This window comes from Acidovorax sp. SUPP2825, assembly GCF_030158995.1.
GTDB lineage: Bacteria > Pseudomonadota > Gammaproteobacteria > Burkholderiales > Burkholderiaceae_C > Paracidovorax.
Map to the genome: position 1 here is coordinate 360572 of NZ_BQXK01000001.1, position 18608 is coordinate 379179.

At 65.5% G+C, this 18608-nt stretch carries 21 protein-coding genes and 1 tRNA gene; 11 read left to right on the plus strand and 11 right to left on the minus strand.

The window, feature by feature from the left end; translation table 11 throughout:
• Positions 1-11: 11 nt before the first annotated feature.
• Both AVAK2825_RS01610 and AVAK2825_RS01615 read right to left on the minus strand, forming a co-directional pair.
• Positions 12-659 carry a Smr/MutS family protein gene (locus AVAK2825_RS01610; protein ID WP_284393529.1) on the minus strand — a complete coding sequence of 216 codons (648 nt, stop codon included), beginning with the start codon at positions 657-659 and terminating at the stop codon, positions 12-14.
• A gap of 183 nt (positions 660-842) precedes the next feature.
• Positions 843-2051, minus strand: coding sequence for an esterase-like activity of phytase family protein (locus AVAK2825_RS01615; RefSeq protein WP_284393531.1), 1209 nt, complete (start codon positions 2049-2051; stop codon positions 843-845).
• A 190-nt stretch (positions 2052-2241) separates the two neighbouring features.
• On the opposite strand from AVAK2825_RS01615, the gene AVAK2825_RS01620 reads away from it, so the two are divergent.
• Positions 2242-2748 (plus strand): hypothetical protein, encoded by a 507-nt coding sequence (locus tag AVAK2825_RS01620; protein ID WP_284393533.1) that lies wholly within the window; start codon positions 2242-2244, stop codon positions 2746-2748.
• Positions 2749-2788: 40 nt separating this feature from the next.
• On the opposite strand, the gene AVAK2825_RS01625 is transcribed toward AVAK2825_RS01620, so the two are convergent.
• From AVAK2825_RS01625 to radC, 4 genes are all read right to left on the minus strand, one after another.
• On the minus strand, positions 2789-3208 hold the full coding sequence (locus AVAK2825_RS01625) for a hypothetical protein (protein ID WP_284393534.1): 420 nt from the start codon (positions 3206-3208) through the stop codon (positions 2789-2791).
• A gap of 220 nt (positions 3209-3428) precedes the next feature.
• Positions 3429-3926: a hypothetical protein gene (locus tag AVAK2825_RS01630; RefSeq protein WP_284393536.1), complete on the minus strand. Its 498-nt coding sequence runs from the start codon at positions 3924-3926 to the stop codon at positions 3429-3431.
• A 19-nt stretch (positions 3927-3945) separates the two neighbouring features.
• A complete protein-coding gene (locus AVAK2825_RS01635) occupies positions 3946-4884 on the minus strand; it encodes a hypothetical protein (RefSeq protein WP_284393538.1) in 939 nt (312 codons plus the stop codon).
• Positions 4885-5053: 169 nt separating this feature from the next.
• On the minus strand, positions 5054-5767 hold the full coding sequence (radC, locus tag AVAK2825_RS01640; protein WP_284393540.1) for a RadC family protein: 714 nt from the start codon (positions 5765-5767) through the stop codon (positions 5054-5056).
• 93 nt (positions 5768-5860) lie between these two features.
• On the opposite strand from radC, the gene AVAK2825_RS01645 reads away from it, so the two are divergent.
• From AVAK2825_RS01645 to AVAK2825_RS01655, 3 genes are all read left to right on the plus strand, one after another.
• Positions 5861-6349: an FKBP-type peptidyl-prolyl cis-trans isomerase gene (locus AVAK2825_RS01645; RefSeq protein WP_284393542.1), complete on the plus strand. Its 489-nt coding sequence runs from the start codon at positions 5861-5863 to the stop codon at positions 6347-6349.
• Positions 6350-6353: 4 nt separating this feature from the next.
• Positions 6354-7349, plus strand: a complete 996-nt coding sequence (gene ispH, locus AVAK2825_RS01650) for a 4-hydroxy-3-methylbut-2-enyl diphosphate reductase (RefSeq protein ID WP_272548964.1) — start codon at positions 6354-6356, stop codon at positions 7347-7349.
• 247 nt (positions 7350-7596) lie between these two features.
• The gene (locus AVAK2825_RS01655) at positions 7597-8919 is read left to right on the plus strand and encodes a hemolysin family protein (RefSeq protein ID WP_272567714.1); all 1323 of its coding nucleotides are present in this window, start codon (positions 7597-7599) and stop codon (positions 8917-8919) included.
• 151 nt (positions 8920-9070) lie between these two features.
• On the opposite strand, the gene AVAK2825_RS01660 is transcribed toward AVAK2825_RS01655, so the two are convergent.
• Positions 9071-9745: a CBS domain-containing protein gene (locus AVAK2825_RS01660; protein WP_284393907.1), complete on the minus strand. Its 675-nt coding sequence runs from the start codon at positions 9743-9745 to the stop codon at positions 9071-9073.
• A gap of 275 nt (positions 9746-10020) precedes the next feature.
• Here AVAK2825_RS01660 and AVAK2825_RS01665 point away from each other — a divergent pair, with 275 nt between their 5' ends.
• The gene (locus tag AVAK2825_RS01665) at positions 10021-10965 is read left to right on the plus strand and encodes a threonine/serine dehydratase (RefSeq protein ID WP_284393553.1); all 945 of its coding nucleotides are present in this window, start codon (positions 10021-10023) and stop codon (positions 10963-10965) included.
• Between the two features lie 30 nt (positions 10966-10995).
• Here the strand turns inward: AVAK2825_RS01665 and AVAK2825_RS01670 are convergent, their stop codons facing one another.
• Positions 10996-11424 (minus strand): VOC family protein, encoded by a 429-nt coding sequence (locus tag AVAK2825_RS01670; RefSeq protein ID WP_284393555.1) that lies wholly within the window; start codon positions 11422-11424, stop codon positions 10996-10998.
• A gap of 88 nt (positions 11425-11512) precedes the next feature.
• Between AVAK2825_RS01670 and serS the strand changes: the two genes are divergently transcribed.
• The 3 genes from serS to AVAK2825_RS01685 all read left to right on the plus strand — a co-directional run bounded on the left by serS (position 11513) and on the right by AVAK2825_RS01685 (position 14076).
• Positions 11513-12823, plus strand: a complete 1311-nt coding sequence (gene serS, locus AVAK2825_RS01675) for a serine--tRNA ligase (protein WP_284393557.1) — start codon at positions 11513-11515, stop codon at positions 12821-12823.
• Positions 12824-12880: 57 nt separating this feature from the next.
• Complete coding sequence (locus tag AVAK2825_RS01680; RefSeq protein ID WP_272567708.1) at positions 12881-13441, plus strand: class I SAM-dependent methyltransferase; 561 nt, start codon at positions 12881-12883, stop codon at positions 13439-13441.
• Between the two features lie 122 nt (positions 13442-13563).
• Positions 13564-14076 carry a DUF1993 domain-containing protein gene (locus AVAK2825_RS01685; protein ID WP_284393909.1) on the plus strand — a complete coding sequence of 171 codons (513 nt, stop codon included), beginning with the start codon at positions 13564-13566 and terminating at the stop codon, positions 14074-14076.
• A 35-nt stretch (positions 14077-14111) separates the two neighbouring features.
• Here the strand turns inward: AVAK2825_RS01685 and AVAK2825_RS01690 are convergent, their stop codons facing one another.
• Positions 14112-15518 (minus strand): RtcB family protein, encoded by a 1407-nt coding sequence (locus tag AVAK2825_RS01690; RefSeq protein WP_284393561.1) that lies wholly within the window; start codon positions 15516-15518, stop codon positions 14112-14114.
• Between the two features lie 295 nt (positions 15519-15813).
• Between AVAK2825_RS01690 and AVAK2825_RS01695 the strand changes: the two genes are divergently transcribed.
• From AVAK2825_RS01695 to AVAK2825_RS01705, 3 genes are all read left to right on the plus strand, one after another.
• Positions 15814-15903: transfer RNA gene (locus AVAK2825_RS01695), tRNA-Ser, on the plus strand.
• 185 nt (positions 15904-16088) lie between these two features.
• Positions 16089-17282 carry a tyrosine-type recombinase/integrase gene (locus AVAK2825_RS01700; protein ID WP_284393563.1) on the plus strand — a complete coding sequence of 398 codons (1194 nt, stop codon included), beginning with the start codon at positions 16089-16091 and terminating at the stop codon, positions 17280-17282.
• A 2-nt stretch (positions 17283-17284) separates the two neighbouring features.
• The gene (locus tag AVAK2825_RS01705; RefSeq protein ID WP_284393565.1) at positions 17285-17887 is read left to right on the plus strand and encodes a restriction endonuclease; all 603 of its coding nucleotides are present in this window, start codon (positions 17285-17287) and stop codon (positions 17885-17887) included.
• Here the strand turns inward: AVAK2825_RS01705 and AVAK2825_RS01710 are convergent.
• Positions 17871-18071 carry a helix-turn-helix transcriptional regulator gene (locus AVAK2825_RS01710; protein ID WP_284393568.1) on the minus strand — a complete coding sequence of 67 codons (201 nt, stop codon included), beginning with the start codon at positions 18069-18071 and terminating at the stop codon, positions 17871-17873. The two genes, AVAK2825_RS01705 and AVAK2825_RS01710, sit on opposite strands and share 17 nt — an antisense overlap.
• Positions 18071-18601: a hypothetical protein gene (locus tag AVAK2825_RS01715; RefSeq protein ID WP_284393570.1), complete on the minus strand. Its 531-nt coding sequence runs from the start codon at positions 18599-18601 to the stop codon at positions 18071-18073. The genes AVAK2825_RS01710 and AVAK2825_RS01715 overlap by 1 nt, the downstream gene beginning before the upstream one ends.
• Positions 18602-18608 lie beyond the last annotated feature (7 nt).

Genomic DNA, 18608 nt, shown 5'->3' on the forward strand with positions numbered 1-18608 from the left:
CCCTTCAAAGCTCAATGCCGCTGCACCGGCTGCAGCAGCACCACCAGCGCCCCCGCGCCGCCCTCGGCCGGTCGGGCCTGCACGAAGGCCAGCACCTCTTTCTTTTGCACCAGCCAGCTTTGCACGCGGCCTTTCAGCACCGGCGTCTTGCCGGGCGAGCCCAGGCCCTTGCCGTGCACCACGCGCACGCAGCGCAGGCCGGTGCGGTGCGCCAGTCGGATGAACTCGCCCAACGCCTCGCGTGCCTCGTCGGTGCGCAGGCCGTGCAGGTCCAGCTGCCGCTGGATGCTCCAGTGGCCTGCGCGCAGGCGGCGCGTCACCTCGGGGCCGATGCCGCTGCGGCGGTAGCTCATCTGGTCATCCACGTCCAGCAAGGTCGTCACGTCGAACTCGTCGCTGATGGACTCCATCAGCACGCGTTCTTCGTCCAGCTCGCGCTGCACGGGCAGCGGCTCCACCGGCTCGGGCAGGTGCCAGCGCCGGTCGTGCTGCCCGCGCAGGGCCTGCACCGGGCCCACCGCGGTCTCGAACAGCATCAGCTCGGCGCGCGCGCGGCGCGCGGCCTCCAGCCGCTCGCGCTGCAGCCGCGCCTCGCGCTCGGCCGCCTCCGCCAGGGCCTGGCGCAGTGGCTGGAGATCCTGGAAGGACTTCACTTTCATGCGCCGGTTGTACCCGAAGTGCGGCCGCCGCCCTGGCGTGGGCGGCAGTGCCCCGGGATCGCCGCGGGCCATGCCGCACCGGCGCCGGGGCCGGACCCGTTACACCCACCGATCGTTCGGTGCGGTGCGCTCGCCCCCGCTGTCGCCCGTGTTCACCACGCCGCGCTGGCGGTTCTTTGGCGATCAAGGTACCGATGTCACCGCCGCCGGGCCCCGGTACTCCGCCGCGATGAACTGCGTGGCCTGCGCGGGGTTGAAGTTGTCGTCGCTCACGAACACGATCACGCGCCCGCCCCCGGCCAGCGGCGGGCCCCAGGCCATGCCCTCCAGGTTGTCCAGCGGGCCCGCGCCCAGTTGGTCCAGGTCGGCCACCAAGGTTTTGGGCACGGCGGTGTGGTTGTGCGCGCCTTCGGTCCGCAGCGCCTCCAGCGCGAGCGTGTCGCTGCCCGCGCGCGTGTCGATGCGGTACAGCCGCGCGGAAAAACCTGCGCCCGCGCTGTAGCTTCGCTCCAGCACCAGCAGGTGGTGCGGCCCGTCGGCGAGCACCTCGCTCACCCCGTTCAGCTGCGGGCCCCACGGGATGCGCCGGGCGTGCGGCACCGCGTCCGGCACATAGGCGATCTGCCGCAGTGGCCGGCCGCTCGCCACGTCCATCGCCGTGATGCGCAGCGGCCCGCCCGGGGCCTGGGGCGTGGGGCGCGGGCCGTCCTGGATCCACGCGGTTTCCATCGCCAGCCAGGCCGTGCGGCCGTCCGGCGACAGCGCCAGCCCTTCCAGCGTGGCGTTGGCGCGCGGCCCGCGCCGGAAGTCGGGCACACGCCCGAATGCCGCGGGCAAGGGCAGCTCGCGCACCCACGCGCCATCGGCCCGGTGCTCACGCCACTGCGGGCCGAAGCCGCGCGCGAAGTCGCCCTCGCTGGTCCACAGGAACGCCTGCCCGCCCGGCAGCCAGCGCACCGCTTCGGCATCGGGCACGTCCACGTCCGGCGCGGCGTGCCGTGGCGGAGGGTAGGGCGTGCCATTCGCCTGGCGCAGCGGTGCGGTGCCGGTGATCGCGGGGGTCTCCAGGTGCGTGGCCGTGTAGTGCAGCGTGGCGGTGTAGATGCGCGCCGGCTGCAGGGCCGAGCGGTCGTCGCTGATCAGCAGCCAGCGGTCCTGCACCGGGTCGTAGTCGATGCCCGAGATGCCGCCGAAGGTCGTGCCCAGCACCTCGGTGCCGGGGGCGATGGCGGCGGTGCCGATCAGGCGCAGCGCGGCCGGCGCGGCGGTTTCCGGCTCAAGGCCCTGTCGCGCGCCCGTGCAGGCCACCACCAGCACGGCCGATCCCGCGAGGCCGGCAGCCCACCCTGCCCAAGGGCGTTTTCTCGAAGGCGTCAGGCGGGTGTCTGGCATGGCGCGCAGTGTAGGTGCGTCGGGGGCAGGCCCGGCTGCGAGCCCATTCATCGCAGGCACTTGCCGGCAAAAAAGGGCGCCAAAAAACCACCATTTAAAACAGAACATGATGGTACAGTTATGGCCGGTGTCTGGCTTTGGCTGGGCCCCAGCGAGCCTTTTCCTCCATCCCACAACCGACCCATTGGCCATGAACACCTCCCTCAAAACCTTGTCTCTCCTGTCCACCCTGCTGGCCGCCGCCGCGCTGTTGTCCGCGTGCGGCGGGGGCAACGATTCCCTGGACGAACGCGCAGCGTCGCTCACCGTGACCAATGCCTCGGTCAGCGGCCTGGACGGCTCGTATGGCAACGGGAACATCAACGCCAGCGAGGTCACCAAACTCGCCGCCACCGGGACGGCCCCCGAGCTGTGCAGCTTCACCTTCGACGGCGCCGACCGGGTAGGCGGCGACGGCACCGCCTCCGGCACGGTGCGCTACGCCACCAATGCCGACTCGCTCTACCGGCTGGTCCTGAACGTGCGCGGCCGCGAGTTCGCCACTGCCAGCGGCGACGGCGACGACACCGACGTGCACCACAGCCGCGACTACCTCGAGATCGTCAACAAGCGGCTGACGGCCACGGACGGCACGGGTGACACGCTGCGCGTGACCGGGCTGCTCACCCTGCGTGGAAATCGGCCGGTAGGGTGCTGAGCGGATGCAGCGGTCGCTCGCCCGCAGGTGTGTTCCTTGTCTACCTGGAAGCGCCGGGAGTGACGGCCGAGCGGGCCTGCTCCTTGACCCATTCGATGGTCTGGCCTTTGACGCACCACTGAGTGTCGAGCACCCAGTCGTTGGACCACTTGTTGGGGTTGCCCTGCAGGATGTTGCAGGGGTAGTAGCCCAGGCTGGGCATGAAGAAATGCTGGGCGATGCCCGTGATGGGAACCAGCCACATGCCAACGACCGCGCCCAGCATCACGATGATCATGGCGTGTTCGACCGGTTTGACGATGCGTTCGCTCAAGGGAATGGCCCGCATGCCGCCCACGACCAGCACCAGCATGAACATACCCGCACCGAACGGGGCCACCAACGTGCTAGGCGAGATTTGCACCGCGGGCGCAAGGTTGGCGATATCCACGATGGTCGGCACCATGATTTCTGTGGTCATCCAGAGGCAGAGTGCTATCGCTCCTAGAAACGGGAGCGTGCCCCAGAACATTGCTTTTCTGACTTTTTTGAGATTGACCATTTTTAGTTGGGGGTAAGCGTGTCGCTACGACGCTTAACTGCGTTTCTGCGTCGAGCATGAATCGGACCCCAGCGCAATCAATACGACGGCATATTGCTATTAAATTAATAGCAACCGGAGTAAGGCGCTATAGCGGTCGCTACGGAGTGCTGTGAGAAATGGCCGAACTCGCCTGCTTGTTCACCCACTCCAGGCTCTTGCCTTTGACGCACCAAGCGGGATCGCGCACCCAGTCGGTGAACCACATGGTGGGGTGGCCTTCTAGTTCCGAACATATCGAGTAACCGATGCTGGGCATGTAAAAGCGCTGGACTACAGCGGTGACAGGGATTAGCACCATCGCGGCCATACTCAAAAGCACGGTGACCTTGAAGGCGCACTCGAACGGATGGATCGTTCTGTCACTGACGGGAATGGCGCGCATGCTGCCGATCAACGCCGCCAGCATGCTGAAGACAGCGACAAACGGCGTGACTTGCGAAGCAACCGCAATCCGCACTGCTGGAGCGCGTGAAACGATGGCCTCGAGCGTTGGAATGATGCCGTGCGATACCACCCACAAGCAACTCGCGCCGACCCCGATAAAGAGCGGGAGGCCCCATACCAAAGCTTTCCTAACCTTTTTGACTTCAAACATGATCAATCGATTTTTTTGCTTAGTAGCGGAGGCAACCGATCCGGCAAAGCCAGTTCTTCATACCATGGTTAACTGTCTGGCCTATTTCTGATTTCTTCTGTTCGATGGCAGCAGTCAGATCGTCTTGCCATGACTGGACTTTGGTGTCGATGTAATACACGCCTTGGGCCGTCTGTGTCGGAAGCATCTTGAGGCTGGCAACGACGTTGCTTTTGATCTTGTATTCGCTGTCCGCCATATTCAGTACGATGCCACCGGCAACGGCCACCACTGCCATGGTGAACAGCGGAAAAACAGCGACCGTTGTGACAAATGTTCCCACCCCTGCAGCAAGACCGTAGGCGACCAGCCCAGCCAGGCCGCCCTTAACCGCCTCTACGCCAATCCCGCCCACCAGGTCATACATGGTCTTCTCGTCATTGAACATGAAGTCCATCAACTCGATCCCTGTGGACACCACCACGCCCAGCATGAAGCCGCCTTTGGCGATGCCTTGCAGGCTCTTCATTCCCAAGCCCAACTGAAGCATCTTGGGATTCGTCGCCAGGTAGCGCGTGCCCTGCAACGCACTGCTGCGTTTGGCTGAGTACCCTTTGATGATGATGTACGTGCCCGTTGCCGTGGTCTTGATGTAGGTGCCGATGCCTGCCATGCCGATGGCGTTCAGCGTCTTGCCGATAGCCAGAACATCGTTGGCCCCTTGCGCCACCGGCCCGACCCAAGGCTCACCCGCATTCGGGCTGAATTCTTTCTGCCAGTACTGCCCGAACGTGGACTGGGACAGCATCTTGCGCAGGTTGAATTCCAGGGCGGCATTGCGCCTGGCCTTGTCCTGCAAGATGCTCATGTACTGGCCCTGCGTTAGCACCAGGACGTCCACCTGGTTCTTGTCCATGGACTGGGCCAAGGTCTGTCCGTAACCGACGTTGAAGAACGTCGCCGCGAGTTCTGCGCTCATTCAATCCCCCTTTGAGATCGTGTTTTTGTTGGGGGCGAATGCTAATCGGACAATGGTTGATTTTTGATTTTAAAGTAAATTAATTTTTTAACAAATTGTTAATACGTGGGCGATGCTTCGTTGTGAAATGGCTGGAGTCGGGCAAGCAGGCCGCGACTCCGGCAGCGCGTTACAACATCCCGGATTCGGCCATCGAAAGCGCGTTGCCTGGCGCGACGATCACGTGGTCCAGCACGCGCACCTCCACCAGCGCCAGGGCGTCGGTGAGGGTCTTGGTGAGGTTTTCGTCGGCGCGGCTGGGCTTCACGCTGCCGCTGGGGTGGTTGTGGGCCAGCACCACGGCGGCGGCGTGGTGGTGCAGTGCGCGCGTGACGACCTCGCGGGGGTACACGCTGGCATGGGTGAGCGTGCCGCGGAACATTTCGTCCAGGGCGATCATGCGGTTTTGGGCGTCCAGGAACATCACGGCAAAGACTTCGTAGCCTTTTTTTGCCAGGTGCAGCTGCAGGTAGTGCTTCACAGCCGTGGGGGACTCGAACGCCTCGCGCTCGCTCAGTTGTTCCGCGAGCGCACGCCTTGCCAGCTCCAATACGGCCACCAGTTCGGCCCGTTTGGCAGGGCCGAGGCCCTTGATGCGCCGCAGGTCATCGGCGCTGGTGTGCAGCAACCCGCTGATGCCGCTGAAGCCTCCGGTGGGTTTGCCCGTTGCTGAATCCACGGTGGTGGGGGCCAGCAGTTCGCACGCCATCTCCATCACCCCTTTGCCGGCGATGCCCGTGCGCAGGATGATCGCCAGCAGTTCCGCATCCGACAGCGCGGCGGGGCCCCGCTGCAGCAGCCGTTCACGGGGCCGGGCGTCGGCAGGCATGGTTTTCATGAGCATGGTGCGGCAGGTCCGTTGGGGCGGCGGCATGGCCGCGCGCGGGGCAGGGAATGGGCGGGTTTCTACAATGGCGGCCAGTTTATCGGGACTCTCATGACCACCCTCGCCCCCACCTCCCTCGTTGCCGCTCCCGCCGCCGCTCCCACCGTGCAGGCCGGTTCCTTCCTGACCCTGCACTACCGTCTGGCCGGCCCGGCGGGCGACGTGATCAACACCTTCGGCGACAAGCCGGCCACCCTGTCGCTGGGCGCGGGCGAGCTGTCCCCCGCCATGGAGCAGTGCCTGATCGGCCTGCCCGAGGGCACCCGCACCACGTTCACCCTGCCCGCGGGCGAGGCCTTCGGCGACCGCAACCCCGACATGCAGCAGTGGGTGGCGCGCAAGCTGCTGGCCGAGCTGGGCGACCCCGACGAGCGCTACACGGTGGGCGACGTGGTGCAGTTCCCCACGCCGGACGGTCTGGGCAGCTACGCGGGCGTGGTGCTGGCGGTGCGCGAGGACGGCGCGGTGCGCTTCGACTTCAACCACCCGCTGGCGGGGCAGCCGGTCACCTTCGAGGTGCAGCTCATCGGGGTGCTCTGACGCCATGCAAAAACCCCAGGAAATCGTTCTGGCCGAGCCGCGCGGCTTTTGCGCGGGTGTGGATCGCGCGATCGAGATCGTCGAGCGCGCGCTGCAGAAGTTCGGCGCGCCCATCTACGTGCGCCACGAGATCGTGCACAACACCTACGTGGTGAACGACCTCAAGGCCAAGGGCGCGATCTTCATCGAGGACCTGGCCGATGTGCCGCCGGGCTCCACGCTGGTGTTCTCGGCCCACGGCGTGAGCAAGGCGGTGCAGACCGAGGCGGCCGAGCGCGGCTTCAGCGTGTTCGATGCGACCTGCCCGCTGGTGACCAAGGTGCACGTGGAGGTCGCCAAGCTGGCCAAGGAGGGCTACGAGTTCATCATGATCGGCCACAAGGGCCATCCCGAGGTGGAGGGCACCATGGGCCAGCTGGACCATGGCATCCACCTGGTGGAGGACGTGCAGGACGTGGCCCGCGTGCAGCCCGGGCAGACGGCCAAGCTGGCGGTGGTGACGCAGACCACGCTGTCGGTGGACGACGCGGCTGAGATCAGCGCGGCGGTGCGCGCGCGGTTTCCGAGCGTGCGCGAGCCCAAGCAGCAGGACATCTGCTACGCCACGCAGAACCGGCAGGACGCGATCAAGGTGCTGAGCCCGCAGGTGGACCTGGTGATCGTGGTGGGCAGCCCCACCAGCTCCAACAGCAACCGGCTGCGCGAGCTGGCGGCGCGCCTGGGCACGCGGGCCTACATGGTGGACAGCGCCGAGGAACTGCGCGCCGAATGGTTCGAGGGCGTGGCCCGCGTGGGGCTCACGGCCGGGGCCTCGGCGCCCGAGATCCTGGTGCGCCAGGTGATCGACCGCATCAAGGCGCTGGGCGCCGTGTCGGTGCGCAAGATGGACGGCATCGAGGAGACGGTGAAATTCCCGCTGCCCAAGGGCCTGCGCATCGATGCGGCCACGGGGCTGGCGATCACCGAGCGCACGCCGGAGACGGGCCCCGCAGGGCATTGAAATCGTTTGGATGCCAATTTGCTATTAATTTAATAGCTATATGCCCTAGTACTTATTGTGCTGGAGGCCATTTCGATGCATGGTCTCTGGCGCCTGCCGCGGGCCCTGTCCCGGCAGGGACAGGGCGCAAATACCACGCTGGCGCCCCAATGTCCCTACGCGGGCGGCCCTTATGACCCCACGGCGGGTGTGACTTCTTACAATTTGCGGTTGATTCACTCTGAGGGAACCCATCCGTTCCCTGTCTATGGAAATAGCAATACTGTTCGCCCTCATCCTGCTCAATGGCCTGTTCGCCATGTCGGAACTGGCGCTGGTCACGGCGCGCAAGACCCGGCTCCAGAAGCTGATCGATGAGGGCGATAGCGGCGCGGTCGCTGCCGTCAAGCTGGGCGAAGACCCGACCCGATTCCTCTCCACCATCCAGATCGGCATCACCTCCATCGGTGTGCTGAACGGTATCGTCGGCGAAGCCGCGCTGGCCCAGCCGCTGGGCGAATGGCTGCGCACGCTGGGGCTGGAGGCCAAATACGCCAGCTACTTGGCCACCGGCCTGGTGGTGATGCTCATCACCTACTTCTCCATCGTCGTGGGCGAACTGGTGCCCAAGCGCCTGGGCCAGAGCCATCCGGAAGTCATCGCCCGCCTGGTGGCCCGCCCGATCAACTGGCTGGCCATCGCCACCAAGCCGTTCGTGAAGCTGCTGTCCATGTCCACGCAGGGCCTGCTGCGCCTGCTGGGCGTGAAGGAGAACAACGCCAGCGCGGTGACCGAGGCCGAGATCCACGCGGTGCTGGCCGAAGGCACGAGCGCCGGCGTGATCGAGTCGCACGAGCACCAGATGGTGCGCAACGTGTTCCGCCTGGACGACCGCCAGATCGGCTCGCTGATGGTGCCGCGCGCCGATGTGGCGGTGCTGGACGTCGAGGACTCGTTCGAAGAGAACCTCAAATGCATCGAAGAGTCGGACCACGCGCGCTTTCCCGTGGTGCGGGGCGGCATGGAGAACGTGCTGGGCGTGCTGAACGCCCGCCAGTGGCTGTCACGCTCGCTGCGCGAGCAGGCGCGCGACCTGGCCACGCAGCCGCTGCAGACGGCGCTGTACGTGCCCGAGACGATCACCGGCATGGAGCTGCTGGACAACTTCCGCCAGTCCGACCTGCACATGGCGTTCGTGATCGACGAATACGGCGAAGTGCAGGGCATCGTCACGCTGCAGGATTTGATCGAGGCCATCACGGGCGAATTCCACGCCCGCGACCCCGAAACCTCGTGGGCAGTGCAGCGCGAGGACGGCAGCTGGCTGCTGGACGGCCACATCCCCGTGCCCGAACTCAAGGACCGCCTGAACCTGGACGCCGTGCCCGAGGAAGACCGCGGCCGCTACCACACGCTCAGCGGCATGGTGATGCTGCTGACCGGCAAGCTGCCCCGCGTGACCGACACGGTGCAGTGGGAGGGCTGGCAGTTCGAGGTGGTGGACATGGACGGCAAGACCATCGACAAGGTGCTGGCGAGCCCGCTGCCCTCGGTGGAGATCGCCGAGCCCGAGGCGATTTCAGCCGAGTGATCCGCTGAGTGGGTCGCCCTGTGAGGGCGCGGCCCGTGGCGCCAGCTGCGGGCTGACTCGATCCATCAAGAACCCGCGCGGCTGCAAGGCCCCGCGGGTTTTTTCATGCGCGGTGGCGGTGCTGCGCCGTGGCAGCGGTGCCGCGGCCGCTTCAGCTCCAGAGGTCCAGGGGCGGGTCGGCCGCGACGGCGCGAAGGATGTCGGTGCGCGAGATGAAGCCGGTCATGGTGCCGGCCTCGTCGGTCACCGGCAGGCCGGGCAGGCCGGTGTCGAGCAGCACGCCCGCCACGCGGCGCAGTTCGGTGTCGGCAGCCACGGTGGGCACCGGGCTCACCATGATCTCGGAGACGGGCCGGCGCGCCAGGTCGATGGCCGCCTTCACGCTGCCGGGCTCGGGCAGCAGATCGAGCGGCGCCATGTCGGCGCGCAGCAGCAGCCCGACCACGTGGCCCGCGGCGTCGACCACGGGCGCCTGGGCGATGCGGTGCTCCGCCAGCGTGGCCCAGGCGTCGTTCACGCGGATGTCGGGTGGCACGGTGAGGGCGCCCACGGTCATCACGTCCTGCACGCGCGACAGCGGCTGGCGTGGCACCTGTGGGCCCTGCTCGGTCTGCGCGTAGGCGCTCACGGCCTCCTGCGCGCGCAGGTTCACCGGGCCGGGGTCGGGGGCCGGCGCGGGAACGGGTGGGAACGGATCCGCCTCGGGGTCGGCGGAGCGGGTGCGCAGTGCCTGGGGCCGCTGCACCCGCCGCACGGGCGCCACCTGCGCCAGTTGCTCCGGCCCGCCGCGGTACATCTGGCCCGAAGGCCCGAACACATAGAACATCGCCATCTCCTGCCATGCCGCTGCACCGGCGTGCACACCGCCGTGCACGCCGCGATCGGCGGTCCATGGTATCGGCAGATGCTGGGGCCGCAGAAAGCCGGGGCATGGCGGGGGAGGGCGACGGGCTTCGATGGCCTCACGTGGCGGGTGCGTGGCGGGTGCCTGGTGCGCTGCATACACTCGACGGTTTCGTGTGCCGCAAGCCCGTTGCCCGTCGTTCTTCGTGCGGGGCCGTGCGGGCACGGTCTTTCTTTTCGATTCGCCAAAGGCCCCCCATGATCGATCGCTCTGCCATCTCCACTGCACACCAGCGCCTGGCCGCGCAGGCCGGCTTTCTTCGTACCACCCCGCTGCTGCAGTTGAGCGGCAGCGCGCTGGGCGTGGACTGTGCGCAGGTGTGGCTCAAGCTGGAGCATCTGCAGGTGGGCGGCAGCTTCAAGGCCCGAGGCATGCTGTACCGCATGCTGGCCAACCCCGTGCCCGAGAGCGGCGTGATCATCGCCTCGGGTGGCAATGCGGGCATTGCCACGGCGGCCGCGGCGCGCGCGCTGGGCGTGCGCTGCGAGGTGTTCGTGCCCGAGATCTCGCCGGAGGCCAAGCGCGCCCGTCTGCGGGCCCTGGGCGCCGAAGTGGTCGTGACCGGCGCTGCGTATTCCGAAGCGCTGCAGGCCTGCCTGGCGCGCCAGCAGGCCACCGGCGCGCTGCTCAACCATGCGTACGACCAGCCCGAAGTCGTGGCCGGTGCCGGCACGCTGGCGCTGGAGATGGAAAGCCAGGCGGGCGGCCGATTGCCCGACAGCGTGCTGGTGAGCGTGGGTGGCGGTGGGCTGATCGCCGGCGTGGCCGCGTGGTGCGACAGCCGTGCGCACGTGGTGGCGCTGGAGCCCGAGCGCGCGCCCACGCTGCACAGCGCCCGCGCGGCAGGTCGGCCGGTGGATGTGGAGGTGGGTGGCGTGGCCGCCGATTCATTGGGCGCCCGCCGCATCGGCGATATCGCCTGGGAGGTCTCGCAGCGCCACGTGCATGCCGCGCTGCTGCTGCCCGACGAGGCCATCCGCAGCGCGCAGCAATGGCTGTGGCGGGAGCTGAAGCTTGCGGTCGAGCCGGCGGCGGCGCTGGGCCTGGCCGCGCTGCAAAGCGGCGCCTACCGCCCGCGCGCCGACGAGACGGTCGGCCTGATCCTGTGCGGGGCCAATTTCGACCCCGCCACGCTGGCCTGAGCGGCGCCGTGCTGGGGCGCGCCTTGGCCTTCAGGCGGGCGGCTGCGCCCCGTCGCAGTTGACCATCCAGCCCACGCCGAACTTGTCCACCAGCGTGCCGAAGTGCGCGCCCCAGAACGTGACGGTGAAGGGCATGCCCACGTGCCCGCCCACGGCCAGGCTGTGGAATATGCGCTCGCCTCGTTCGGCGCTGCCGGGGCAGTTGACCGACATCGAAAAGCCCGCGTGGCCCGCGAACGGCTGGCCCGGCATGCGGTCGCTGGCCATGAACCGGTGGCCGCCGGGGGCCTCCAGGGTGGCATGCATGATCTTGTTGCGCCAGTGCGCGGGGAGTTGCTTTTCCAGCGGCGAGCCCTCGTAGCGGTGCACGGCGGTGAGTCGCCCTTCCAGGCACTGGGCGTAGAAATCCAGCGCTTGCTCGCAGTTGCCGTCGAAGAAAAGGTACGGTTCGATGTGCATGGAGTCCTCCCTGGGGCAGTGCGGTCCATCCTAAAACGGAAACTGCGGCGCGCCAACCCGGTAAGACGCCCTACTAAAATCGCGGCCTATGCTAGACATCCTCCTTCTTCGAAAAGACCTCGACTCCGCCATCGCCCGGCTGGAGACCCGCAAAAAACCCCAGGCCTTCCTGGATGTCGAGGCCTTTCAGTCCCTGGAGTCCGAGCGCAAGACCTTGCAGACCCGCACCGAGGAACTGCAGGCGCGCCGCAACACGCTGTCCAAGCAGATCGGCCAGCTCAAGGCCAAGGGCGAGAACGCCGATGCGGTCATGGCCGAAGTGGGCTCGCTCAAGTCGGAACTCGAAACCTCGGCTGCCCGGCTGGAGCAGTTGCAGGGTGAACTGCACGCGCTGCTGCTGGCCGTGCCCAACCTGCCGCACGAGAGCGTGCCCGTGGGCGCGGACGAAGCCGGCAACGTCGAGGTGCGCCGCTGGGGCACGCCGCGCGTCTTCGACTTCGCGGCCAAGGACCACGTGGACGTGGGCACGCCGCTGGGGCTGGACTTCGACATGGGCGTCAAGCTGTCCGGCTCGCGCTTCACCGTGATGAAGGGCCCCATCGCCCGCCTGCACCGTGCGCTGTCGCAGTTCATGCTCGACGTGCAGACCCAGGAGCACGGCTACACCGAGTGCTATGTGCCCTATGCCGTCAATGCCGATTCGCTGCGCGGCACCGGGCAGTTGCCGAAATTCGAGGGCGACCTCTTCGCGGCCAAGAAGGGCGGCCAGGACGGCGAGCCCGTGCCCGACCATGCGGCGCTGTACCTCATTCCCACCAGCGAAGTGCCGCTGACCAACTTCGTGCGCGACGTGGTCGTGCCCGAGTCGGACCTGCCCATTCGGCTCACGGCGCACACGCCATGTTTTCGCTCCGAGGCCGGTAGCTACGGCCGCGACACGCGCGGCATGATCCGCCAGCACCAGTTCGACAAGGTCGAAATGGTGCAGATCGTGCACCCCGACAAGAGCTACGAAGCCCTGGAGGCCATGACGGGCCACGCCGAAGCCGTGCTGCAGAAGCTGGGGCTGCCTTACCGCGTGATGAGCCTGTGCACGGGCGACATGGGCTTCAGCGCCGCCAAGACCTACGACCTGGAAGTGTGGCTGCCCGCTCAGAACACCTACCGCGAGATCAGCTCGGTGAGCAACTGCGAGGCGTTTCAGTCCCGCCGCCTGCAAGCCCGCTTCAAGAACGCGCAAGGCAAGAACGAGCTGCTGCACACGCTCAATGGCTCGGGTCTGGCCGTGGGCCGAACCCTGGTGGCGGTGCTGGAGAACTACCAGCAGGCCGATGGCAGCGTGGAGATTCCGCAAGCGTTGCGCCCCTACCTGGGCGGGCTCGCTTTCCTGGCCGCATAGGCCGCGGGCCCGGGCCGCGCAGAATGGCTTTTTTTACGATGTATAGGTAATCAGGCCATGAAGCTCAATGTCGGCTGCGGTCGCAATACCCTCGCAGGGTGGCTGAACCTGGACAGCCAGGCGTTGCCCGGCGTTGACATCGTCGCGGACCTGGACGCCTGTGCGGCCACGCCCTTGCCGCTGGCGGACGGGAGCGTGGAAGAGTTTCTGCTGTCGCATGTCCTGGAGCACATCCCGAAGGTGCTGCCCATGATGCAGGAGTTGCACCGCGTGGCCCGGCACGACGCGCGCATGGTCATCCGCGTGCCCCATGGCGCCAGCGACGATGCCTTCGAAGACCCGACCCACGTGCGCCAGCTGTTCCACGGGTCCTTCGGGTATTTCTCCCAGCCCTACTACTGGCGCGCCGATTACGGATACCGCGGCGACTGGATCACCGACCGCGTCGAGCTGACCGTGGCGCAGCGGCTCCGCGGATTGACCCATGAGCAGATCTGGGAATGCATCCAGAGCCAGCGCAATGTGGTGGTCGAGATGGTGGCCCATCTGCGCGCGGTGAAGCCGGCTCGCATGCCGTTGCGCGACTTGCAGAACGTGCCGCAGATCGTCCTGGTCTGAAGCACTATCGGACTGGGTGTTTCAGGGGTTTTCCCGCTCCGATCGTGCAGCAGCAGCCCATTGCTGGTGTACTTGCGATCCGCCGGCGTTCTGCCGGCCCTCTTTTCAAGGATCGACCCGCGATGACCTCTTTCATGTACAGCGCCAGCGTGCCCGTTTTCAAGCAGATGCTTGGCTCGCTGGGGGATGTAGTCTCCAAGACCGAAGCCCACGCGACCGCACGCAAGATCGACCCGGACGCTTTGCTGCAGGCCCGGCTGTTTCCCGACATGTTTCCGCTGGCGCGGCAGGTGCTGGTCGCGTGCGACTTCGCCAAGGGCATTGCCGCAAGGCTCGCCGGCGTGGACGTGCCATCGCTGCCCGATGCAGAACGGCCGGTTTTCGCTGACCTGCGCACCCGGATCGACACCGTGCTGGCGTTCATCGAAGGCCTGCCCACCGAGGCTTTCGACGAGGCCGCGGCCCGCCAGATCATCCTGCAGCCCGGCACGCCCCGCGAAAAGCAGTTTGCCGGCGAGCACTACCTGCTGCACTACGGCCTGCCGCAGTTTTTCTTCCACGTGAATGCCACGTACGCGATTGCACGGCACAACGGGGTGGAACTGGGCAAACGCGATTACATGGGGAAGTATTAAGAAAACGCCGTCGGCAATCGACGGGGCGCTGGCTTTCAGGCCTTGAACGTCACCCAGGGCTTGAGTCGTACGGCCGCCCGTACCAGCCCTGCAGACTCCTGGGCGTCAATCACCGGTCCGATGGGCTTGTAGGCCTGCGGTGCTTCCTCGATGCGGCGTTCCTCGCGCAGGGTCACGCACTGCCAGCTTTGCTCGCCAGCGCCAGCGATATCTGGGCGCATCGCCCGCATGGCCTGGCGCCGCATGCTTCGCCCGGCGCCATGGCTGCACGACCAGAGCCAGTCTTCAGAACCGAGGCCCGTCACCAGATACGAGGCATCACCCATGGATCCTGGAATCAGCGCGAAGTCGCCGTTGTTCGCTGGTGTGGCTCCTTTGCGGTGGATGTTCATTCCGTTCTCTTGCAGGACCACGTTGTGCGGCACGTCCACCACCAGGCGGGAGCTGGATGCACCGATGATTTGCTCCAGGTCCTTGCGGACCAGCTCGGCCAGCACGACGCGATTGGCCCAGGCATATCGGGCTGCAACTCCCATGGCCTGCAGGTATTCGTCCGCCAGGAGCCCTGACAGCCCATACAAGCCGCTGGCAGGATGCTTTGTGCCGCGTGGCCACTCTGTCCTGGCACGGTCCATCCAAGCCTGTCCCACATAGAAGCCGAGGTCTCGTGAGCCACTGTGGATCATCACCACCACGTCACCGACGCGCAGCCCGGCACGGTAGGCGGCGTGCCTGTCCAAGACTTCTTCGACCACCTGCAATTCGATGAAATGGTTGCCTGAACCCACGGTGCCCAGACAGGGGTCGCGGAACACGGCATGCCGTTCCTGCAAATACGCATCGGGTGCATAGCGTGAACTGCCACCGAAGCTCGCCAGGCCAATGCATTGATCGAGCTCGGCGTGCAAGCGATCCATGTCGGTCCGGGCCCAGATCCCGTCGCTGCCCAGCTGATCGATAAACGCCTGTGGCCCGTCATCAAAGAGCGCGCGGAACGCGCGGGTGTTCACCGGCACATCGCGGCCATTGTTCAGCAGGCTGGCCGTTAGTAGGCCGACTAGTCGATCCTTGTGCGGGGCCAACTGGTCCAGTCGGGCGCCAGTGGTCAGCAGACGAACGCTGCAGTTGATATCCGTGCCGATGGCAGCGGGAATGACGAAGTCCACCGGCGTGGCCACGACGCTGCCGACAGGCGCAACCGTACCCGGGTGGAAGTCCGGCGTGGCACAACAGGCCCGGCAGATGGCGCCGTGCCCGTCGGGCCGCTGCACGGCTGCAAATGCCAGGAGTTGGCGAACAGCCTTGTCCTCCAGGGGAAGGCTTTCGGGCAGAAGAATGTGGGCTTCGGCCTGATCATCGCGCACATGGTAAATGCCGTCGCGATATTCCAGCGCAATGCCAGTGCGCGCAAAGGCGCGCTGAAGTCGTTGGTAGGTGCTCATGGCTGCAAATCCTGCGAGGCCTTGGTGGCGCTCGCCGCGTCTGAGCGGTGCCTTGAAAGGCGACCTGGCTCGAGACGATGAAAGACATCCGGGGATCGGAACCCCGGGAAATGCCCTTCTTGCAGCAGCAGAGTCAAGAAAGAGAAGGCGCGAAGTATAGAGCTGTCCAAACATCGGGGGTGCGCGCGTGTTGCACTTGCTTAAATTCACGGCAAGCAGCAGAAGCTGCACGAATTGAATGACGCGCGCGTTTAATGGCAAAAAATCCTGATATGATCGTTGGCTTCGACACACAGGAGAGGTGGCAGAGTGGTCGAATGTACCTGACTCGAAATCAGGCGTAGTGGCAACACTACCGTGGGTTCGAATCCCACCCTCTCCGCCAAGACAGAAAAAAGCACCCCTAACAAGGTGCTTTTTTTTCGTCCTTTCGGCGCTGTTGACCCTGAAAAATCAACGTGTTACGCTCTGTGATATGGGTTTATGTACAGTAACGCGGCAATGAGCATTCAGTGCGTCATCACGGGCAATCCAAATTTTTATGGCCTAACTGTTGGCCTATAGAAACAAATGCCCAAGCGAATTCTTGAAAAAACGGCGCTGGAGGTCTCCCGCCTTCGCATCGAGGGAGCGCATGCGGTCGGCGGCGTTCCTGGCCTCTACTTGCAGATCCTCGGCGGCTCCCGCGTGTGGGTGTTTCGGTACGTGCACATGCGACAGCGGCGCCGGATGGGCCTCGGCAGCTATCCAGCCGTGAGCCTGTCCGCTGCGCGCGAGGCCGCACGCGCGGCCCTGGGCCTGCGGGATGCGGGCACCGACCCGGTGAAGTCCCGGCAAGACGCGCGCGAGGCCGCGCGCCAGGCAGCCGCCCAGCGGTTGGCGTTCGACACTGCGGCCGAAACCTTCATTCGTGAGCACGAAAGCGTATGGCGCAGCCTCAAGCATGCGCAGCAGTGGCGCAACACCTTGGCCACCTACGTGTCACCGAAATTCGGTGCTGTCTCCGTGTCGGAGGTTGAGCAGGCGCACGTGCTGCGCGTGCTGGCGCCGATCTGGAAGACCAAAACCGAAACCGCCACGCGGTTGCGCGGCCGAATCGAGCAGATTCTCGACTGGGCCACGGCCCACGGCCACCGCACCGGCCCCAACCCTGCGCGCTGGCGCGGGCAGCTGGAGCACATCCTTCCTGACCCGAACAAGGTGGCACCTGTCAAACACCATCCGGCGGTGCCCTTCGGCACGCTGCCCGGCGTTTATCAGCAGATCGCGGGGGTTCAAGGGCAGAGCGCCCGCGCGTTGTGTTTTTTGATCCTCACCGCCGCCCGCTCTGGCGAAGTGCGGGGCATGGTGTGGGATGAGGTCGATTTAGACGCCAGCCTGTGGGTGATTCCGGCTGATCGCATGAAGGCCAAGAAGGAGCACCGCATTCCGCTGTCTGTTCAGGCGGTTTCGCTGCTGCGCGCCCAGGCCCGCATTGAGCACGTTGACTACGTATTCCCGTCCAACCGCAAAGGCCCACTGTCCGACATGGCCCTGACTGCATTGATGCGCCGGCACGAGCTGGGCGCGGTGCCCCATGGTTTCCGGTCCACTTTTAGGGACTGGGCTGGCGAAATGACGACGCACCCGCGTGATGCAGTTGAACTGTGCTTGGCGCATACCATCGACACGAAAACCGAAGCCGCTTACCGGCGAGGCGATATGCTGGAAAAGCGCGCTGCCATCATGCAGCAATGGTCTGATTTCACTCACGGGAAGGCATAGGTATGTCACGCATTGTTGAAGCAGAATTCCACAGCTACGCTCTAAGCGAGGATGCAATACTTAGTGACTCGTTAGTTCTTTCGGGCGAGCTAACTACCGTCGAATCCCTACTTCTTCAGGCGGTGGTTACTCACCACGACAAGGTGTTAGATGGAAACGTTGTGTTGACGCTAGAACCGGCTTGGCTAGCGATCCAAGCAGCGCTTGCGAAGGACCCTGATTTGCTGCGTTCTCTCACCCCCCGACAATGGGAAGAACTCGTCGCTGCCTCGTATGACAAAGCCGGTTACGACGAGGTGATATTGACGCCGCGTAGTGCCGACCTCGGGCGAGACGTCATCGCGATTAAGAAGGGCTGGGGTTCTGTTCGGATCATTGATCAGGTTAAAGCGCTTTCCCCTGACCGACATGTAACTGCGAACGATGTACGCGCACTTATTGGAGTCATGTGTTCAGATCACCAAGCCACCAAGGGAGTGGTTACCACTACGGCCAGCTTTGCGCCACGAATCGCCGAAGACCCAATGATTGCACCTCACATGCCCTATCGCCTCGAACTGGTGGACGGTGCAACTCTTTTTGATCGTCTCAAGAGTCTGAAATAGAGCTGTCCCATGCGCTTGGGCACCCCTGCAACCATTCCGCCACCTCAGAAATTAGCCAGAACAGCTTCGCGCCCATCTTGCGCGGCCGGGGGAAGCCGCGCTGCTCGATCAAGGCGCGCAAGGTGTTCTCAACGATGCCCAGTTCCTCCAGCAATTGGACCTTGCTGAAAATCAATTTCTGCATCACATCGCCCCGCCGGCCCCAGCGCCTGCATGCTCGCCGCTACCGTCTTTGTAGTGCTCGGGCATTTCCAGCGGCGCGACGGCATCCGCCCGGATGCGGCCGGCCCTGATGTCGTTGGCCAGGTCGCGCGCACCGGGTAGCACCATCATGGCCAGCACGGTGTCTTCCAGCATGACCTCTGCGGAGACTTCCAGCGCCAGGTGCAGGTGCGCGGCCCAGGGCGCGCTCCACCGGCAGCCGTCGCACGCCATGCGCACCACTTCTTCAAGCGCCTGGTGCAAGCCGGCCCGGTTGTCGCCCAGCACCTCGACCACCGCCGCCACCTCGGCGCCGATGCCAATCATGAAAGCCAAGGTGGCCAGCAGCTCGCGCTGCTCGGTCTGGTGGCCCACCTTCAGGCACTGGTGGCCGATGGCCGCCATCTCGGCATGCAGCGCCAGCAGCTCGCGCTTGGCGATGGCTCGCGCCACCGGGCTGCGCAAGGCCCTTTCCACCTTGGCCCGTGCTTGATCTGTCGTTTTTTTCTTCATTGCCTGT